Origin of the sequence: Lentilactobacillus hilgardii DSM 20176 = ATCC 8290 (assembly GCF_000159315.1) — a bacterium.
In the GTDB taxonomy this organism is placed as follows: domain Bacteria; phylum Bacillota; class Bacilli; order Lactobacillales; family Lactobacillaceae; genus Lentilactobacillus; species Lentilactobacillus hilgardii.
The window spans coordinates 652097-672146 of sequence record NZ_GG669992.1 but is presented as its reverse complement, the minus strand read 5'-3'; the positions used below and the strand labels follow the sequence as shown (position 1 = coordinate 672146).

General features: G+C 40.6%; 20 protein-coding genes. 10 read left to right on the top strand and 10 right to left on the bottom strand.

Annotated elements, in window-relative coordinates:
* From HMPREF0519_RS03035 to HMPREF0519_RS03025, 3 genes are read left to right on the top strand one after another with little or no spacing between them, the layout of a single operon-like run.
* Positions 1-789 (top strand): ABC transporter permease, encoded by a 789-nt coding sequence (locus tag HMPREF0519_RS03035; protein WP_003634532.1) that lies wholly within the window; start codon positions 1-3, stop codon positions 787-789.
* Positions 767-1867 (top strand): sensor histidine kinase, encoded by a 1101-nt coding sequence (locus tag HMPREF0519_RS03030; RefSeq protein WP_003634530.1) that lies wholly within the window; start codon positions 767-769, stop codon positions 1865-1867. Before HMPREF0519_RS03035 ends, HMPREF0519_RS03030 begins: the two co-directional genes overlap by 23 nt.
* Entirely contained in the window at positions 1864-2469 is a 606-nt protein-coding gene (locus HMPREF0519_RS03025; RefSeq protein WP_040472642.1) for a response regulator transcription factor, read from the top strand. The genes HMPREF0519_RS03030 and HMPREF0519_RS03025 overlap by 4 nt, the downstream gene beginning before the upstream one ends.
* A gap of 211 nt (positions 2470-2680) precedes the next feature.
* Here HMPREF0519_RS03025 and HMPREF0519_RS03020 read toward each other — a convergent pair whose 3' ends face one another.
* The 3 genes from HMPREF0519_RS03020 to HMPREF0519_RS03010 all read right to left on the bottom strand — a co-directional run bounded on the left by HMPREF0519_RS03020 (position 2681) and on the right by HMPREF0519_RS03010 (position 6422).
* Positions 2681-4441, bottom strand: a complete 1761-nt coding sequence (locus HMPREF0519_RS03020; RefSeq protein WP_003634525.1) for an ABC transporter ATP-binding protein — start codon at positions 4439-4441, stop codon at positions 2681-2683.
* 11 nt (positions 4442-4452) lie between these two features.
* Positions 4453-5028: a MarR family winged helix-turn-helix transcriptional regulator gene (locus tag HMPREF0519_RS03015; protein WP_003557382.1), complete on the bottom strand. Its 576-nt coding sequence runs from the start codon at positions 5026-5028 to the stop codon at positions 4453-4455.
* Positions 5029-5222: 194 nt separating this feature from the next.
* The gene (locus HMPREF0519_RS03010) at positions 5223-6422 is read right to left on the bottom strand and encodes an MFS transporter (protein WP_035462213.1); all 1200 of its coding nucleotides are present in this window, start codon (positions 6420-6422) and stop codon (positions 5223-5225) included.
* Between the two features lie 170 nt (positions 6423-6592).
* Between HMPREF0519_RS03010 and HMPREF0519_RS03005 the strand changes: the two genes are divergently transcribed.
* The 4 genes from HMPREF0519_RS03005 to HMPREF0519_RS02990 all read left to right on the top strand — a co-directional run bounded on the left by HMPREF0519_RS03005 (position 6593) and on the right by HMPREF0519_RS02990 (position 10062).
* Complete coding sequence (locus HMPREF0519_RS03005; protein WP_003557378.1) at positions 6593-7072, top strand: PH domain-containing protein; 480 nt, start codon at positions 6593-6595, stop codon at positions 7070-7072.
* On the top strand, positions 7062-8522 hold the full coding sequence (locus HMPREF0519_RS03000) for a PH domain-containing protein (protein ID WP_003634522.1): 1461 nt from the start codon (positions 7062-7064) through the stop codon (positions 8520-8522). The genes HMPREF0519_RS03005 and HMPREF0519_RS03000 overlap by 11 nt, the downstream gene beginning before the upstream one ends.
* Before the next feature lie 118 nt (positions 8523-8640).
* Positions 8641-9486 (top strand): aldo/keto reductase, encoded by an 846-nt coding sequence (locus HMPREF0519_RS02995; protein WP_003634520.1) that lies wholly within the window; start codon positions 8641-8643, stop codon positions 9484-9486.
* Positions 9487-9744: 258 nt separating this feature from the next.
* On the top strand, positions 9745-10062 hold the full coding sequence (locus HMPREF0519_RS02990) for a glycine cleavage system H family protein (protein WP_225429115.1): 318 nt from the start codon (positions 9745-9747) through the stop codon (positions 10060-10062).
* Positions 10063-10189: 127 nt separating this feature from the next.
* On the opposite strand, the gene HMPREF0519_RS02985 is transcribed toward HMPREF0519_RS02990, so the two are convergent.
* The gene (locus tag HMPREF0519_RS02985) at positions 10190-10747 is read right to left on the bottom strand and encodes a L,D-transpeptidase (protein WP_003634515.1); all 558 of its coding nucleotides are present in this window, start codon (positions 10745-10747) and stop codon (positions 10190-10192) included.
* 180 nt (positions 10748-10927) lie between these two features.
* Here HMPREF0519_RS02985 and lplA point away from each other — a divergent pair, with 180 nt between their 5' ends.
* Together lplA and HMPREF0519_RS02975 are read left to right on the top strand one after the other, a co-directional pair.
* On the top strand, positions 10928-11986 hold the full coding sequence (lplA, locus tag HMPREF0519_RS02980) for a lipoate--protein ligase (RefSeq protein ID WP_003634513.1): 1059 nt from the start codon (positions 10928-10930) through the stop codon (positions 11984-11986).
* Positions 11983-12300: a glycine cleavage system H family protein gene (locus tag HMPREF0519_RS02975; RefSeq protein ID WP_003557368.1), complete on the top strand. Its 318-nt coding sequence runs from the start codon at positions 11983-11985 to the stop codon at positions 12298-12300. The genes lplA and HMPREF0519_RS02975 overlap by 4 nt, the downstream gene beginning before the upstream one ends.
* 122 nt (positions 12301-12422) lie before the next feature.
* On the opposite strand, the gene HMPREF0519_RS02970 is transcribed toward HMPREF0519_RS02975, so the two are convergent.
* Positions 12423-13586 (bottom strand): histidine phosphatase family protein, encoded by a 1164-nt coding sequence (locus tag HMPREF0519_RS02970; RefSeq protein WP_003634510.1) that lies wholly within the window; start codon positions 13584-13586, stop codon positions 12423-12425.
* A gap of 248 nt (positions 13587-13834) precedes the next feature.
* On the opposite strand from HMPREF0519_RS02970, the gene HMPREF0519_RS02965 reads away from it, so the two are divergent.
* Positions 13835-14320 (top strand): C39 family peptidase, encoded by a 486-nt coding sequence (locus tag HMPREF0519_RS02965; RefSeq protein WP_003634508.1) that lies wholly within the window; start codon positions 13835-13837, stop codon positions 14318-14320.
* Positions 14321-14407: 87 nt separating this feature from the next.
* On the opposite strand, the gene HMPREF0519_RS02960 is transcribed toward HMPREF0519_RS02965, so the two are convergent.
* From HMPREF0519_RS02960 to dltA, 5 genes are read right to left on the bottom strand one after another with little or no spacing between them, the layout of a single operon-like run.
* Positions 14408-15703, bottom strand: a complete 1296-nt coding sequence (locus HMPREF0519_RS02960) for a serine hydrolase domain-containing protein (RefSeq protein ID WP_003634505.1) — start codon at positions 15701-15703, stop codon at positions 14408-14410.
* Between the two features lie 32 nt (positions 15704-15735).
* A complete protein-coding gene (dltD, locus tag HMPREF0519_RS02955; protein WP_003557360.1) occupies positions 15736-17028 on the bottom strand; it encodes a D-alanyl-lipoteichoic acid biosynthesis protein DltD in 1293 nt (430 codons plus the stop codon).
* Positions 17025-17261, bottom strand: coding sequence for a D-alanine--poly(phosphoribitol) ligase subunit DltC (dltC, locus tag HMPREF0519_RS02950; RefSeq protein WP_003551866.1), 237 nt, complete (start codon positions 17259-17261; stop codon positions 17025-17027). The genes dltD and dltC overlap by 4 nt, the downstream gene beginning before the upstream one ends.
* A gap of 39 nt (positions 17262-17300) precedes the next feature.
* Positions 17301-18518, bottom strand: a complete 1218-nt coding sequence (dltB, locus tag HMPREF0519_RS02945) for a D-alanyl-lipoteichoic acid biosynthesis protein DltB (protein ID WP_003634502.1) — start codon at positions 18516-18518, stop codon at positions 17301-17303.
* On the bottom strand, positions 18515-20041 hold the full coding sequence (gene dltA / locus HMPREF0519_RS02940) for a D-alanine--poly(phosphoribitol) ligase subunit DltA (RefSeq protein ID WP_003634500.1): 1527 nt from the start codon (positions 20039-20041) through the stop codon (positions 18515-18517). The genes dltB and dltA overlap by 4 nt, the downstream gene beginning before the upstream one ends.
* Positions 20042-20050 lie beyond the last annotated feature (9 nt).

Genomic DNA, 20050 nt, shown 5'->3' with positions numbered 1-20050 from the left:
ATGAAAACATTGGGATATCAAATCAGCTTTAATGCAAAACGCGTTTTTTTACGAAACTTCAGCTATTTATTTTTCACCATCTTAATGCCAATTGGCTTCTATGTCCTATTCACAAAGGTTTTGATTTCGGGAACCACTGCTCAGGAATTGGTCTTTGCCAAGCAATACCTTGGCAGTATGATCGTGTACAGTGTCTTGATTAACGCCATGTTTGGGCTGGGACAAATTATGCAGAACGACCGTCAGCACAAACTGCTCTCGGCATTATCACTCACACCTAAAGGAACCAAATACTACTATATTTCAATTGGTATTATCATGTCACTTGTCAATGTGCTGTCCATTATTTTAATGCAGCTTGTCGCAAAATCAACGTGGAATATCACTCTCTCGTTAGGTGAATCTGTTAGTGTCATCGTCATTGCTGTTCTTGGTACGCTGCCAATCATGGGGGTTGGCGTTCTTTCCTCATTTGCCAAAACGCCTCAACTGACAAGCATTATTGCAAACTTAACCGTCTTTCCGTTGGCCATCATTAGCGGCTTGTGGTGGCCAATCTCGATGATGCCGAATTGGGTTCAGACCATCGGTAAAGCCACACCGACTTACCTCACCAGCAAAATGATCAATCTTGCGATCAATAATCAATCCCTACCAATTCATGATATTATGGGAATAGTCATTTGGACCGTTATCATATTAGTACTGATATTAGTACTGATTTTTGTACTGATCAAATTGGTTCAAAAGAGTGGAGAACTAAAAAATGATCAAGGGACTGCGGTCTAATTTAAAAACCTATTGGTACTCGTATATTTGGCTAATCTTTTTGATAGAGGACATTTCAGACAAATTTCCTCCCAAAACGTCAAGCGATTGGTTCTGGGTTGGAATGACCTTTCTTTTTCTGATTGCTTTCGTGATCACTTCTGCCTCCCCAAAATACCAAATAGCCGGTATGATAACTGAGACGCTGATCGGAATGATCTTTACATTTTTTGACAATAACTTCTGGATCATGATTTTTCCAGGATGGCAAATTTCATCCATTTTAGCTTACGCGCCAAAACGTTACTTTAGGCTTTTCGCGACTGTTTATTATGCGACATTTATTGGCGAAATGATTAATTTGAAAATTCTGAATCCTGTGAACCTTGGTCTGTGGTTATTTGTTTTCCCACTATTCTCACCAATCTTTGCCTATAGTTTGTCCAGGTCCATCAAGCACATGCAGGACCTTGCCCACACCAACCAACGTTTGCAATCAGTCATTACACGCGGCGAACGGGAACGAATCGCCAGGGACCTGCACGATACACTTGGTCAATCCTTTTCAATGATTACCGTTAAGTCCCAACTTGCTAAAAAACTACTCGAGAAACAGCCGGAAAAGGTCCCTGCAGAACTCGATGATATTATTGATACCAGTCGTCAAAACCTTCAATTGGTCAGAAATATTGTTAATAATCTTCGCCAAGAAATGATTGACGAGTCAATGATTAAGCAAGAAAAGAATCTTCAAGAAGCTCAGATCAACCTTCAAACAGAAAGCGAACAGGATGCCAATAAATGGCCGACTGCTATTCAAATTAAAGTAACGCCAATCCTGCGAGAGGCGGTTACCAATGTCATTCGTCATAGTCGAGCGACTTTGGTGCTGATTTCTTTCAGTCGACCAGACAACGATTCCTATCAAGTTACAATTCAAGACAACGGCCATGGTATTAACTATAGTCGCGAGGGTTCTCATGGCGTATTAGGGATGCAGGAACGCGTTCAAGCCGATGGTGGCCAATTCAATATCCAATCAAACAAAATCGGAACACTCGTTTCCGCCCGATGGTCAAAGGAGACCGAGATAAAATGATTACCTTGTATTTAGCAGAGGATCAAAGTATGTTGAGTTCAGCACTTGCACAGCTTCTGAACTTAGAAGACGATCTCAAAGTCCTCGGTACCAGTGGTGATGGTCAAACAGCTTGGCTGGATATTAATCGATTAAAACCGGATATTGCCATTTTGGATATTGAAATGCCAAAAGCTACCGGACTGGATGTTGCCGATGACATCCTGGCAGCCCATTTAGCAACTAAAGTCATTATTTTAACGACTTTTGCTCAAAAGGCTTATTTTGCGCGAGCGGTAAAAGCCAAAGTCAGCGGTTATCTTTTGAAAGATAGTCCAAGCGATGACTTGGTAACAGCCATCCGAAATGTCATGACCGGCCAAACAATTTACGATCCAGAATTAGTTCGCAATATGGTTAACGCGGCGGATAACCCTTTGAGTGATCAGGAAATGGTCGTCCTAAAGTCCGCCGCTGATGGTGATACGACTAAAGAAATTGCTGAAAAGCTTTTCTTATCTAACGGTACCGTCCGTAATTATCTTTCAGCTATTTTCAGTAAACTCGGCGTTCACAATCGCTTAGAAGCGGTTAATATGGCTAAGAACAACAAATGGTTCTGAGAATTTTGACAGCCAATCTTACTGAAAAATAAAAAAATGTTCATTATAAAATGATTAACTATCCAAAAGAGGATCTCAACAATCAATAACTAGATTTTTGAGACCCTCTTTAACTATCAAACTATTATCGTTTAAGCCTTATAAACGGACTCGTATCACTAACCGATAATATGATTGTCAAAGTTCTGATAGTCGTTTTACGTCAACAAAATTACATACTCATCTGATTTTCTACATATTCACGGTATAATGGTAATTCCGCTACCAACTGTTTATGAGTGCCATGACCGCTGACGTGACCTTTTTCTATAAAGTAGATTTGATCGGCATCCACAATCGTACTCAAACGGTGCGCAATGACCAAAGTGGTTCGATTATGCATCAATTTTTCCAACGCTTTTTGAACCATCATTTCCGATTCCGAATCCAAGCTGGCAGTTGCTTCATCCAGCATCAGAATTTTAGGATCACGTAAGAATGCTCGGGCAATCGCCAAACGTTGACGTTGACCACCAGAGACTTTAACACCCCGCTCACCAACCTGGGTATCCAGCCCATCCGGCATCGCCTCAACAAATTCCTTAGCGTACGCCATTTCAAGAACGTGCCACAACTGCTCATCCGAATACTGACCGCTGAGACCATAGGTTAAATTGTAACGAATCGTTCCAGCCATAATAGCAGCATCTTGACTAACCAATCCGATTTGTTCCCGCCAGTCCGTCAAGTTAACCGATTCAAGATTCAGGTTGCCTATTTTGATTGTACCGCCAGTTGGCTGATAAAAACGTTCCAGCAGACTAAAGATCGTTGATTTACCACCGCCTGAAGGTCCGGCAAAGGCTACAATCGAATTTGGCTTAGCTTCAAACGAAACCTTATTTAACACAGATTTACCGTCCTCATAAACAAAATCAACTTTGTTCATACTTAATGTTTGACCTTGCGCATCAACAGGGCGCCCATCAACCTGATTCTCCTCTGATGTGCCAAGTAATTCTTGAATCCGGTCAGTCGATCCACTGGCTTTGGCAGTTGCTGAAAGGAATTGCCCGAGGGTCGCAAACGGACCAACCATTTGAACTAAATACATCAGAAATGAAAACAGTGTCCCCATATCCATCGTACCTTGGGCTACCCTGCTGGCACCATAGGCCAACATCGCTACAACCATCCCCATCATCACCATTGTCATCAATGGTCCTGCGACGGAATCATAAATTGCCTCTTTCAACCCGATTTGATAAAGCTTTGAAATGCGGTTATGACCGGATTGCCGCTCGACTGCTTCGGCATTTGATGATTTAACAAGCCGAACTTCACTTAAAATTTCACTTGCCGAGCCATTAAAATCAGCCAGGGCATCCTGACGGGCATGCGCAATCTTTCGAGATTTGTTTGCCACAGGCAGAATTGCCAAAATAACCAACGGAACGGCAATAAACATCATGACGGTCATTTTCCAGTCCATAACCAGCATTAGAATAAATGCGCCCACCAATTGAAGAAGTGACGTTGCCATATTCGGCAAAGAATTGGCAAGCAAATCCTTCACTTGAGTAGAATCATTTACCAATCGCGAGGTAATCTCACCGGATTTGGTTTCATCGTAATAGTTGACCGGTAATACCAACAATTTCTGCCATAGCTTCCCTCGAAGTTTATAAACAACGTTTTCACCGAAGAAGCCCAATATTGCACCAGAAAAGGCACTAATCAGCGCACTCGCCACAAAAAGCAGAATCACGCCGATAACCAGTTGCGTGTTGAGATGATGACCCAACTGGTTGATCAAATCTTTGGCAAACTTTGGCACAGCTAATTGCATTCCCGTGGCAATCATTCCCAGCAAAAGCCCTACACCCAATTGCCAATACTTAGGCTTGATTTGCGCAATCAGCTGCAGAAACCCCTTAATTTTGAATTTTGATTTGTTCTTTGGCCTGGTGGGTTGCTGCATAACCTGTTCCATAATCTTACCCCCTAATCCCGGTTCCGATTAAATCCGCCAAATGGAAAGTCACGATTTAATCCGTCCATATTGTGGTGCCAATCATGAGCCATTCTCATAAAATCCGCAAAATTTTTGGGCTCTGACCAATTTTCCGGCATTTTTTGTTCCAAATCGGTAATCAATTTACCCAATAATTTGCAAAGTTGCTGCTGTTCATCGTCCGTCAGTGACGAGAAAAGCGACTCGGATAGTTGATCCGTGAACTGCCGAGAATCATTAATCATGTTTTGCCCTTTTTCCGTCAGTGAAATCAGCATCACCCGTTTATCATCCGGGGATTCATGCCGTTCGATTAAGCCGGCGGCCTCTAATTTACTTACCATCGCACTGACCGAACTTGGTCGAATGTCCAACGCTTCAACAATGTCAGTATTCGTTAATGCTTTCTTTTCCGCCAGTTCATGAAGAACGCGCAACTGATTTGGATTCTTTTGCGGATCCTGGGAACGTCCAAATTGAACGCTTTTAATTGCGGCAGACATGAAAGCACGTTGTTGAAATAAACGGCCAAAAAGATTTAAAAGTTCCTGTGAATTGTAAGTCATTTTGTTCACTTTCCTTAACCTTATTATTTAGTTAGTCTCTTCCTGATTAAACTAACAAAATGAATTATAGATAGTTAGTTAGTCTTTGTCAACCAAAACTAATATTTTTTAAAAATAAAAATCAGCTTGGTAGAAAGGGCCAAACTGACTGTTTTATAAACCATTTTCAAGCGCTTTCTAATGCAGATGGCACCTCAAATTGTTACAGTAAAATGATCCTTAACCATGTACGTCATCAACCACGACAAAGCCAGAAACGCTGCCACTATCACATATGGAACATGATAGTTCATGTCTAACAAGGCCCCCGACATAATCGGTCCAATGATGTTACCAACACTTGTTAGTGACATATTAACGCCGTTAATCAAACCTTGTCCGGTCGCGCTTGCCTTTGTTAAAAGGGTTGTGATTGCCGGTCGAATGAGATCATATGATGTGAAGACGATCAAAGTTGCAATGATCACTTCAAGTTTACTGTGAGCGAGAATAATCCAAACCGTTCCGGCAGCCGCTAAGAAGAAACAATATCTGGTTAAACGTTTCTCTGTTAGCCACGTCACCAAACGGTCGAATAAAAGCGCCTGAAACATCAGTGATAACAACCCATTCAGCGTTAGTACCAGGGCAATATTGCCGATCGTAAATCCAAACACCTCATTGACATACAAACTGTAAATACTCTCAAAACCAACTAATCCAAATGATGATATCAAAATCAACAGAAATAAGATTTTCATAGGACCGCTGAATAACCGCTTAGTTTGTTTCCAAGTTGCACGGCTGGGCCCCTTCGAAATCGGTGGGACAATACTATCCTTTGCAATACTTTCAATTTCTTTTTCACTCGGTAACATGGCCTGTAGCGAAATCATACTGAGCAACCCTAAGACAGCTGCACACCAAAACGGTGTTTTATAATCGATTTTAGCGAGAAAGCCACCAATCCCCGGGCCTAAAATCAAGCCACCACTAAAAGCTGCCGAAAGCAGACCGATCACTCTGGCCCGTTGCCTTGGCGTCGTTAAGTCCGCTGCCAAAGCGTTGGTTGTTGGCACGACCATTGCGGCTGACAAACCACCGATTGTCCGTGAAATGTCAAACATCCACAACCAATTTGTTGCCGCAAATAGAATTTCAGAAATCATATATAGCCCTAATCCCCAGACCAAAACAGGCTTTCGACCAATTCGATCGGAAATCTGGCCAACAATTGGGGAGGCAATCAATTGCGCAAAGGCAAATAGTGAATTCATAATACCCATATCGGTTGCCGACAGATGAAGTTCATTTTTAATAAACGGCATCACCGGAAAAATCAGACTCATCCCGATACAAACCAAAAAATTTCCAAAAATCAGCACAATAATGGCGTTCCTTACTTTTACTGACAATTAATCATCCCCTTTTTAAAGTCGTAGACCGCATAAAAGATAGTATAACGCCATTCTTCTCGGCGTGTCTACACAAAAGAACAATAATAACATAATAAGAATTGGATTTTTCAATAGCTATTCTGTACACTTCACGTAAGGGCAATACATATTAAGAGGAGTGATTTATTTTGACAGAAGGAACCCATTTACCAGAAAAGATTAAAAACGTTTGGCGGATCTCCGCCTTCATCAACTTTGCCATCCTACTTATCATTGCAATCGGCTGTTACATCGCATTCATTTTTTTAAATTGGCAGTGGTTGTTTTGGCCGGGAATAGGCTTTGGTGCAATTGCGATCATTGATCTCATATTTGAGCTGATATTGGTTTCGTACCGTTATGCCTTTTGGCGCTATAACCTAACCGCCGATGCCGTTGAATTACAATCCGGCTACATTTTCAAAAAGCTTGTTTCAATTCCAATCGCACGTGTGCAGGACGTCACCCTTTCAGCTGGACCTATCCTTCAATCACAAAAGTTACAAACAGTTCAAATTACAACTGCCTCAACTTCCCACAAGATTGACGGGCTGGAACCACAAACAGCCGAGCAATTACGCCGCCAAATCATGCAACTGGCCGTGGAGGTGAAAGAAAATGACGTCTGAAGCTCCCAAGCAGCATCTAAACCCATTTTCTTTATTTTACTATGCTTACAAAGGCATTCTTAACTGGGGAATTTTTGCCCTTATCGCCCTTCCGTCTCAACGAACCAACTTCTGGGTCGTCATTGGAACACTATTGAGCCTGGTTATTATTATCGGATTACTGAAATTTTTCTTTTTCACCTTTCAAATCGGCGGCGATATGATAACCATTAATTCCGGTATCTTTGTTAAACGTCACACGCACATCCCCTATGGTCGGATTCAGACAATCCAACGCAGTCAATGGTTCTTTTTGAAACCACTGCATTTGGAACAATTAAAAATTGAGACGGCCGGTCACGAAAGTCATCGTCCTGAAGTCACGTTACCGGTCGTTTCCGAAAGCGTTCGTGAAGAAATCGAGCGCAAACGCTTAGCAGTTAAGGGAAATTCAACGATGCCAGGCTTAACAACAGATCAATCAGCAAAACCAGCAGTTGATTCTTCAATTTCAATAACGGCCACTCACCATTACGAAATCAATCCTCATGATCTTAATGTATTTGCCTTGACTTCGTTTGGCATTCTGCCATTAATGGGCGTACTCGCTGCCGTTTACGGAAAGATTCAGGAATATATCCCTAAACATTTTCTCAACACGGTCACCAAGGAAATCATCTCGCAATCTATCCTGATTATCAGCGGGATTGTCTTATTGATTGTCATCATTGCGGTGGTGGGATCCTATTTTTCACTCGTTCAAAAATATTATAAATTCACCTTAACTTCCGAATCAAACCAATTAAAAACCTACCAGGGCCTGTTTCAAAGAAAATCTGTCACCATCCCTATCAACCGCATCCAAGCCCTTAGGGTTAAACAAAACGTTCTCCGACAGTGGGCCAAAATTTCAACTGTTCAGGCGTTAGCGGCTTCTTCGGCAGGAGATGATGATAAGGGCAATGACATGATGATTTTACCGGTTATCAAGACTCACGACGTTTTTAACCAATTAAAGCCTTTTGTAAGTTGGGCACCGGATCAGTTCATTTCCCTTGAAAGATTGCCAAAACGACATTATTTTTATTTTATTCGAAATGCCATTCTTTGGACGCTTATTCCAATTGCCGGCTGCATCTATTTCTTTAGACTCTGGGGTGCATTCAGTCTGCTTTTATTGATCATCGCATTCTTCCTGGGTTGGTACTCATCAAGTAATACCGGCTGGCAACTCCATGGCGATCAGTTGATCATGCAATCCGGTTGGCTTTTCACAAGAACCGAATTCATTATTCCCAAAAAGAATGTCCAATCCTTCAGTCTTAACCAATCCATTTGGATGTCCCATAAAAAACTGGCACACCTGCGAGTAAATGTTCGCCACGGAAATCATAACGAACAAGTCGAAATCCGTTATGTGCCATTCAAAGATGCCGAAAAGATCTTTAACTGGTTACGCATCAGGAACTGATTGATTAACCCGTTTTTCACTCCTATAATGAACCTAGCGTCACGTTTTCACGATGTTTCTAAGTAGCAAAACAAACAGTTGAAAACACATTTCTAATCAATTAGGAGGCTAATTTTTTATGAAAGACTTACATCTTGGCGACAGAATGGTTCCGGCAATCGGCCTTGGTACCTGGCATATGGGAGATTCTGCAGCAACCCGTTCAACAGAAATCAAAGCAATCCAAGCCGGTATCGATGCCGGGGCAAATGTCATTGATACTGCGGAAATGTACGGCAACGGCCGCAGTGAAAAGCTGGTTGGTGAAGCCATTGCCAATATTAATCGTGATCACTTATTCTTAATTGACAAGGTTCTTCCTTCCAACGCCTCCGCTGATAGAATGGAGCACCGCTTAGATACCAGTTTGAAGCTGCTCGGCACCGACTACGTGGACCTCTACCTCTATCACTGGCGAGGCGCCGTTCCATTAAGTGAAACCGTTGAAACACTCCAATTAATGCAGAAAAAGGGTAAAATCAAGCGCTGGGGTGTTTCCAACTTTGACCTCCCCGATATGAAAGAGCTGCTTGATTTGCCGGGTGGCGATCAGGTAGCCGCAAACGAAGACCTTTATAATCTCGGCAGTCGCGGTATCGAATACAGCCTTCTTCCCTGGCAGCGTCAGCAGGGCATTCCTTTGATTGCCTACACACCGGTAGCCGCTGGTGACGAACGCGGTCAATTAATCAATCATTCAGCCGTTAAAGAAGTTGCCGAAGTGCATCACGCAACGCCATGGCAGATTTTGCTGGCTTGGGCAATTCGTGACGGCAGTACACTTGCCATTCCTCAATCAGGTGATCCTAAGCACGCTGTTGACAATGTAAAAGCTGGTTTAATCACACTTTCTGATGATGATTTGGCAAAACTTGATACCCAGTTTCCAAAGCCGACCAGTAAACAACCTTTAGATATCCGATAAATTTTATAAAACAAGTCAAACAACGTTGAAGCAGAAAAGTTCTTGCTCCAACGTTGTTTGACTATCACGATAATACAGCTGAAAATTTACTTCAAAACGTGCAACCGATAATCATTGATTCTGAACAAGACCGTATCAAAAAGAATAAATTCCAACCTTTTTTAATATTCTGAAAAAATCCACGCCCTTTTCCTATCAAATTTCCACAATAAGACCGATAATAGAGGTTAAGAATAAAACCGTGAAGGGATGATTAACATGGCTGGTACAATTGATGATTCACGTTACTTCTGGAAAGCTCGTGCCACTGACGGCAACTTTAGGATCGGCTTAAGTGATGCCGCCCGTGAAGAGTTCGGCGAAATTTCCTCAGTCACATTCTCAACATCCGATAAAGAAATTCGTGATGGGCATGACTTCTTGACGCTTGAGAGCCCCAATACCGTTAGCGATACAACCGTTCTTCATTCTCCGGAAAGTGGAGAAGTCGTTAGGTTTCATACAGAACTACTTTATCAGCCCGACCTGATCAATAGTGCCGATCGAAATAAAAACTGGATTGTGGAAGTATACTAGAAACATCGTGTGCCAACAAAGCACAAGGTCGGTTTTTGTCACGCATTTTAGTGATATTATTTTATTTTTATAAAAACGAGGAACTGAATCAAATTCACTTTTGACTCAGTCCCTCGTTTTAATTTTTTCATTTAATAACAACTTTTGTCCCATAAGGAATATTTTTATACATCCAATAAGCATCGGCAACCGTTAAGCGAACACACCCATGAGATGCCGGCGTTCCTAATTTTTCAGCTTGGGAGGGGATATATTGCCCAGTCTTGGTCACTGGCACACTATGGAAAAGGTAAACGCCATGATCCAACCATGATACCCAGTAGTTGGCACCTTCACCCGAGGCCGCATTATAAAATGATTTGCCACGTTGGGCTTGAATGTGAAAGGTCCCTTTGGGTGTTGGCGATGAGGCCTCCCCAGTTGAACAGTACATCTTATAAATCACCTGACCATTGCCATGCAAATAAACACGTTGGTTTTTGGTACTGACGTATATCCAAAGGTTTGACTCTTTTTTCAAATTCGGATACGGCTGACTTTCCGATGGCTCATGCCAATTGACCGTTGAGCCGATTGCTTTATACTTTGCATAGGTTGTTTTTCTTGAACCAAAGCCAGCCAATAACGCCAAAACAATCACTGCAGTAATTGCCAGTGTTGAAAAAATCATTAAAAATCGTTTCATATTCTATTAAAGCCCCCATTTATGTACTAATTAGATCAACTAAAATCACATTCTTAACTATAGTTCCTGAGGCCGACGATATCAACTCCTATCAAAACATCCCTTTCTTTCTCTAAAATTTTGGGAAATGCTATACTTAACTACGAAAGCGGTTACTTAATTGAAAGGAGACGTGATAAGTTGCGATATGTAGATCTTTCTACCGGTACCCAGTACATGGGAAATCCAACGATGTTTGAAAGTGTTTCCCGGTATTTAATGACAAACGGTCAATTTACGGATACGTTGTTCGAATGGTCTCGGCCTCTTAAAGCATCGGTTGTTATCGGTGCCAATCAAAATGTGTATTCCGAACTGAATTTGGATTATATCAAACAAAATCATATTCAAATCACCCGCCGAGCCGGTGGCGGTGGTGCTGTTTACGTTGATTCCGGCAATCTGACGTATGCTTTTGTGGACACTGATGACGGGACTAACTATATGAACTTTAAAAAGTATGCTACCCCTATTATCAACGTTTTAAAAAAACTGGGTGTTAACGCAGCCTTAACCGGACGAAACGACCTCACCGTCGATGGTAAGAAATTTTCCGGAATGGCAGCTTTTAAAATCGGCAATCGCTTTTATTGTGGCGGTACCTTGATGATTGATGTCAATTTGGACGCTGCCGATAAAGCACTAAATCCGCCGAAATCTAAATTGGCTTCCAAGGGGGTTAAACCGGTTCACAGCCGGGTAACAAATATTCGCCCTTACTTCTCCGCCAAGTATCAAGATATTTCAATTGACGACATAACAGAAATGATTTTAAAAGAAATTTTTAAAACAGATACCATTAAAGAAATTCCAACTCACGTCATGAGCAAAATTGACTGGCAAAAAGTCAACGACATCACCGGTCATGACTATCAGGATGAAACTTGGACAATGGGAAAACGTTATCACGATGATAATTTCCATTCCAATCATTATGAAGGTGTCGGTAACGTCGAAATCAGCTTTTCAGTTAATGACGGCATTGTTTCACATGCCAAAATTTTTGGTGATTTCAATAAAGCCAATGGTAATCTAAAAGAAATTGAAAATAAAATAGCCGGCGTCCCATTTGAAAAAGATAATCTTGAAGAAGCTTTTAGTCACACCCATTTGGCAGACAATATCGGAAAGCTGACACCTGAGCAAATGGCAGATTTGATGGTCAATCCGGTTTATCAACAGAAACAACAGGAAGGATGATTAACATGGCAAACCCAATTGATGATTCAAACTATTTATGGCAGGAAGAAACTTCAGAAGGACATACCCGTATTGGACTAAACGACGAAGCCAGAAATCAAATCGGTCAAATCTCGTACGCGTCATTCCCTAAAAATCTAAACGAGGTTAGGGTCGGCGAAGAATTCTTCTCATTTGAGGGCGCTAAAGCAGTAGAAGATATCCACTCCCCTCAATCGGGTAAGGTTGCTCGTGTTAATACCGAATTGCTTGACCATCCCGATTATTTAAATGATGCAGATAAAGAGAAAAACTGGATTATAGAATTATATTAATCGAACAAATAAAAGAGGCTGTGGACGGTCATATCAAGTCCACAGCCTCTTTTATTGTTTAATCGCAAAATTGGCATTTTAAAAAACGTTAAACATCATTGCGCTTCTATTCTCCAAACCAGTTATTGGATGACCTTAACAGTCGCTGTTTTATTGCCAAAAACAGTTTGAGTCACCACGTCGGTGTTCATATTCAATGATGCCTTGGCACCGGCTGGCGTTGACAATACTTTAAACTGCTTGAAATGCTTAACTTTGTTCAAAGCATTCTTGGTTAATTTAAACCCAAAGGTGCCGGCCGGCTTGGCTTTGGCAGTTTGTAATGTCGCTCCTTTATCGGTCAAGACCGTCAATGAAGCATTTTGAGAAGTCTTTCCGGTGAGGACATTTTTCTTCAACTTAAATTGATTAACGCTCAATCTATTTGCCGGTAACTGTTGCAACTTAGCTCCCTTATTGATTGTATAAAGGAGCGTATCGCTAGTCACATATTTTGGAAAATAAAATTGATTATTTTTATATGTGACCTTCATAACAGCCTCGTTGCCCCAATTTACAAAATCATTGACCGTATAATTCGATTGGGCAGACAACCATTCAGGAATGGACATACCCGAGCTGACAACCAACACGTTGCCGCCTTTATTAGCAGCTTTCTTAGCGATAAAGGTTAATTCAGTGTCCATCCGCGAAATAACCTGACTGGCTGATTCGGCTTTTAGGCTGGCTGGTAATGTTGAATCGCTATACTTTCCGCCATCAACGGTTTCCGCATCATGATAAGCATCTTGAAGTGCCGGCCAAAAGTCTTTACCAAGTGCCTGCTGTGCTTTGCCAAAGTCTTGCGGTCCAGTGTAGGTTCCTGCAGGCCGTACCAACGGCATTGTAATTTTATTGACGTCGTCATATTTTTGACCTTCAAAACTACCATAACCACCCTCACGCAGATTAGGCGTCCAAGTCACATTGACCTTACCATTGCCGGATGAGTCAAGTGCATAATGAGCTGTTTTAAACGTTCTCATATTATCAACCGAATATGCAGCACTAAAATGTAAGCCATATAATCCATAGCCTAATTGATGTGCAACTTGAACCCCGGTATCCGTTAATGGGCTATCAGCCCACCCCTGGCCACGCCCATTAATGTTAAACATCGTTTGCCCGTGGCGTGTCAAATAAATCTCAACAGGCTTCGATGCCGCTGAAGCTTCCTGCTGATTAGCTGTGCCCCAGAAAAAAATGCCTGACAAAACAGTCGTTACAACAATAAGTGATTTCTTCATATAAGACTCCCCCAGAACAAGTAATGGTACCCGACCATTACGAAATAATATAATGATGGTCAATAATCGCCCAATACGTTTATTAAACCGATTTAATTATATCATTTTGTGTTAGCGCTTTCATCATTAAAACTATTCTTTCTTTTAGAACGGAAACATTTTAACAGTTGATCACAATGATAAACTAGAAGCATTATATAATATCAAGAGAATAAACATTTACTACTTATCAAGGAGCGTATATATCAATGAAACTATCAATTCCCGTTATTGCTCAGCGTCCAGAACTCCCAACCGGCTGCGAGATTACTGCCACCACAATGATGCTTCAATATGCAGGTGCCGTTGTTGACAAAGTTCAGCTGGCACATGAAATGCCCTACCATCCGACTGACCCCAATCAGGGATTTGTTGGTAATCCATTCACTGATGATGGTGATAGTATTTACCCATCTGCACTCACAGATTTAGTGACAACCTATGCAGGAAACGCTGTCAATTTGAGCGGTCAACCATTGGCCAATCTAAAACAGTATTTAAGTGCAACAGGTCACCCCATTGTCATATGGGTTGGTGAATTTGACGGATTTCACACCCATGCCCTATTAATGACGGGGTTTAACAACTCAACAATTTATTTTAACGATTGTTGGACGAAAAAGCAGGACTCATTGCCTGAAGATGCGTTCTATAAAATCTGGCACAACAAACAACAAATGGCTTTAAGCTATTAAAAACAAGGAGTTGGGGCAAAATGATTTTGCCTCAACTCCTTGTTTTATTAATAACCAATCATAATTAATGGTTATATCTTTATCCAATTAATAATATGTTGCAACCTGATACATTTTTTTCACAAAATCTTTCGGTGTTAAACCAAGTGGATCTTGATTTTCGAAGACAATGGCCATGTGATAATTACCAGTAGTTGCGAAATATCCCGAATGATAACTCTGACCACCAAACGAACCGTTATTGTACTTCACACCATTTTGGGTAACATACATACCACCGGAATAAACCGTTCCATAGCTTAACAACTGTTGATATTGCTTAGCCGTTAAGACGGAACCGTTTTGCAATCCTAAGATAAACTTGTAATAATCACTCGGTGTCGTGAGCATATTGCCCGCTCCGGGAATTGCAGAGAGTCTTGGGAGTGAAACCGATTGTGGACTGGTATAATCCGTTGTTGCCTTTCGAGAATAACTTAATGCAATTGAGGACGTATCAATATTATTACTATCAACAACCTTTGTATTTTTCATGCCAAGTTTATTAATAATTCTTGTCTTTAGGTTTGAAACATAACTCTGCTTTGTTGCCTTAGCAATAATGCCTGCCAATAAAACGTAATTAACATCGCTATAATCATAGGCCATCTTGCCCGTTGACTCTAAACGTTTCAACATGCTTGTATAGGCCTGATTTTCAGTCATCACCTTAGCCGGTGTCGTATCATTATTATCCAGGCCGGATGACATTGACAGCATTTGCTGAATCGTAATATTGCTGCTGCCTTTTACCTGCGGATAATAACGACTTAATTTCGTCCCGGCAGACAAGTTGCCACTACTTATCAATTGTTGGATGATTGCACCCGTCATTGCCTTTTGGAGGGATGCTAAGGGATATAGTACAGTGCCGTCACTACTATTGGCAGTTTTCTTTGCTGCATTGGCAAATCCATTATTCACAGTGACAGTGTGTTTACTGCCTGCTGAAGCCAATATAGCACTTCCACTGACATCATATTGTTTCATAGTCGCTGTTGCTATTTGAGAAAAACTAACGGGTTTGAGTCCCTTAACATTCATCCAACCAATATTTTGATTGAAATACCTTAATTTTGCATAGGTGCCGGTCTTGGTTGTCTTGGTCTGCATCACTCTTACATAGTCATTAGGGTATTTGTTTCCATTGCTATCCGCCGTTCTTGTGCTTGAACTGGTAAAATAAGGTCCAAAACGATAGATTGAGTACGCATTAGAACGCTTAACAATTTGTGCATCATATCGTTTATTGCTTGTTTTTAATATCGGATTATATCCGTCCATCAGCCCATGAATTGCAATCGAACCGGCAAATAGCATCCCACAGAAAAAAAATAGTATCATTCTTACCCTTTTTGTCGTTTGAATCAAACTTGTCACCGTCCGTCGTTTCTATAACCATCATAATCAAAATCTGAACCAGCCTGTTGCCATTCTTTGGAATAGAAACTCTTGTCGATCCTGTAGTGAGGTGCCTTTTGCTTTTTAGTCAAAAACGGATTAATTTCCTGATCCATCTTCAACCATCCCCGCCATCCCGGATGAATGGTATCTGTCATAAAGTAATTCACATTTCCATCTTGACTTAAATCATCGATATGATTAAAGCCTTGAGAGCGCAATTGATAAGTTATCTTTTGATCAAATTGCTTCAACATCTCTGAAGATAATCCAGTATATTTTTGCCATCTTTGATTAACAGGTGGAATAATAAATAACACATTTGTATGATCTTTAGCAAACTGATTTAGTACTAATTGAAAGTCGCCGTATTCCGGCGATTTCAAGAAACTCATATTAGATTGAAACCCCTTCAAAGCTTTCACGTGATGCTTTAAGCGGCGATTCCAAAAGCGATTCCCAATCTGAAACCTATTAGAGTTTGTATGTTGTGCACCTAATTGGCCAGCCAACTTATCCAACTGCTGAAAATGGTACGTCTTCGGTAATTCTGCCGCATTATCAGCAATTTTTTTTGCATTATTAACCGGGATTCTAAACCTGGAATAAATCTGATCTTCATTCAACAATACCCTATGACGATAGTTAACATAAAGCATTTGAAAGGATGTTGGCTTAAGCCCTGCAGCAATCCGTGCCAAAGTCCCGGAAATAATTTTATCAGAGTCACCGGAAGGCATCTGTAGCAATCGGTAAGCAGCGTAACGATCCATTTTAGAACCTTTTTCCTGTTGAATCCAGGTTGTTGTCTGAAGCGGTGAATAATAAAAGGAAAAGGCATTTGGATCTTCACCCATTGGCACAAACCACTGTGGTGAAACAAAAAAGACTGCTTTCTTGTTTTTCATTTGTTGATTAATTGACTGCATGACGAAAAATTGGGTGAGGGACTGACTCCCTCTGGCTCCAAGAAGAAATGGACGATACGATCGGTGATACTTAGTAGCTAAAACAGATGGATGAAATGGGTCAAACCGCGACCATTCAGAAGAACCAAAAAACGGTACATAATTGTTTTCCAATGCGCTGCGCTTTATTAACTGGCCCTTCAATATTAAAGGCGACAAGGAAGCGGCGGCGTTCCTCTGAACTTTGGGACTGACATAGCTGAATTTTATCCATGTTGGTGATAAAAACACAGCAAACATCAGTAAAGCCGCAAATAGAATTGGCCCAAAGATTTCAAAAAGACGCTTTTTTACTTTCATTTCAATTCTTCAACCTTTGCAATAATTTTTGAAGGCGTATCCCACTCCGATCGATTAAATTCTGAAATTGGTGCATTAACACCCAATTTATCCTGGAGATCCAATAACAACTGAACAGTCCCCATAGAATCCAATAATGCACTATCATACAAATTTTCGTCCAACCTTGTTGAAAAATCTTCACCAGTTAAGTCATTTAAAATTGAAAGAACAGTTTCTTTTACATCATCCATAATAGTCAACCCCTCAATATAATTTAATCTTTGTACTCATTAAAACTTACTTGGTCCAAAAAACAACGTGTTAAGAAAACCTGAGAAGATCAAGAATGTGAAGCAGACAAAATTAAATGTAATAAAGATTGCAAATAGTTCTGTAAACTTATTATGTGGAATCTTATCTTGATGCTTCTTCTTATAACGAAGCCAAGTATCATTTACCACTAATGCACATCCATGAAGTAACCCATAAAGAATATAGAACCATGTTTCACCATGCCAAAATCCCATAATTAACATGTTGATGATATAGCAGACATTTGCGGTTGTAATTCTGCTTTTGAAGACCTTGTGCTTCATCATAAAGAAGACTAACCGCATAAAAATATAGTCACGGAACCAAAACGATAAAGTCATATGCCAACGATTCCAAAAATCCTTAATATTTTTAGACTTAAACGGATGATTGAAATTCATAGGCGTTTTAATGCCCATGAAGTAACTGATCCCTACCGCAAATAAACTGTAGCCTGCGAAATCAAAGAACAAGTCCATGCTATACGTGTACATATAGCCGATAATATACCATGAAAAACCATGGGCCATCATGGCACCAAACTGCATTTGAGGCATCAATACAGAGCCAAAATAGTATGCCAAAACAAACTTGTAAAGAAAGCCAAGAAAGATATATCGGACACCTGTTTGAACCAAGTCGAGATAATCTTTCTGTGCAGGAACAGCCTCATAGTCACTTACAAACCGCCGGTACCGATCAATCGGCCCTGACGAAATTGTTGGAAAGAATAATAGAAACTGAGCAAAGATAATCGGATGGTATTCCTTTATAAAGCCGTCCCTAGTCTCCATAATTGTCTGAACGACTTTAAAAGTAATATATGAAATACCCAGAAAACCGATAATGGACTGTTTACCCGACTGAATAGCGGGTGTTACTTTGACAACAACCAATGGCGGAATTGCCAAGATGACCGATAGAACAAACACCCATCCCTTATTGGGCGAATCTTTCCGACGTCTGTAATGAAAATAAGCGGATACCAGTAAAACCTGATAAACAAAATAACAAATTAATGCAATTCCAGTCCGCCAGTTGGGACCACCAAACGTCAAAATCAAGAAAAATAGTGATACCACTGTCTGATACCAGCGAAACCGGCGTCCATAAAGCAAGCCAATCATTAACGGTATCAACGCTACAGCTAGCCAAATAAAGTACGTTGGATTTCCATAAGGAATATACCATCTCATTTTGAGTTAACCTCGTTAATGACTGATTTAATGTCAACCTTCCCATTAGCGCTTAATGGTAAAGATTTTCTATATATAATTTTTTGAGGAATCATATATGACATCATTGAATTTTTTAAATCACTTTTAATTGCTGCCGTTAAATCCAGCTCATTATTAAAGTGATTTTCATTTGGCACAATATATGCAATCAACATTGATACCTGATGCTGTGCATTATATTTTGGAACAACCACACCTTGTTTAACGTACTTCTGTTTATCAACCAAAATAGCCACATCTTCAAGTTCGACCCTATAACCATTTATCTTAACCTGAAAATCTTTTCGCCCATAATATTGAATCAGGCCGTCTTGGCGAACGGTAGCGACATCCCCTGTTTTATACGCCGGTTGATCATTTAGTGTTGAAAAAACACGTTTCGTTTTTTCCGGATTATTAATATACCCCTTGGAAACACTTGAACCGTAAATTTCAAGTTCTCCTTGTGTCCCGTCACTAACAACATGACCATCGTCATCAATGATTCTGATATGCATACCGTTTTTAACATAGCCAATTGGCAAGCGGTCGAATTTCTGAATGACCTCATCCGTGATTTCAATTTGAGTCATAGCCACAGTCGCTTCAGTGGGACCATAAGTGTTAAAAACATGGGCCTTAGGAAACTTTTTCTTTAGCATTTTGGCTGTCCTGGCCGTTAACTCCTCTCCACAAAAGAGAAAATCGGTTAAAGCCGGATAGTTTTCTGCGTTAAAGGTCGGTTCCAACAAACAAATATTTATAAATGACGGTGTCGAAACCCAGACATTAATCGGTAGTGTTGGTAACGTTGTAAAAAGGACCAAAAAATTATCTGTAATTTTCTTAGATAAGACGTGTAATGTCCCACCCTTAAACAACGTAGGATACAGACTCATAACAGATAAATCAAACGAATAAGCAGGTTGTTGCAGCATCTGTAAGTCATCCGGTAACTGAAAATCACTGCCTACCATCCAATCTACAAAACTCATTAAATTATGATAGCTGATTTCAACGCCCTTAGGCACACCGGTCGTTCCAGACGTAAAAATAATGTAGAAAGTTTGATCTCCTTCGACAGGATGTGTCACTTGATAGTCTTCCCGCTCCAAGAAAATGTTGCCAAGTTCCTTTTTGGTGATTACCGGTACAGTCCCAAGACTGACAGGCAGGTCCTCAACTGCCACTACAGCAACCGGCTTTGCAATAGAATTTATCAATACCAGCCGCTCATCCGGCGAATCAACATCTACAGGGATATAAGAATGGCCGGTTTTCACAATCGCAATAAATGTTGCGATCATTTCAAAGCTTTTCCCACCAAAAACCATAATCGGTTGATTAGCAGGTAGCTTCATGGCATCAATGTGTTTTGCCAGAGCATCTGAATAGTGCTTTAAATCTAAATAAGTGTTTGTTTGATTGTTGTAATGATAAACAACTTCATCCCTTTTAGTTTCGGCATATGAATCAACCATGTCGATTAAATTTTTTTGCATCCTCACTCA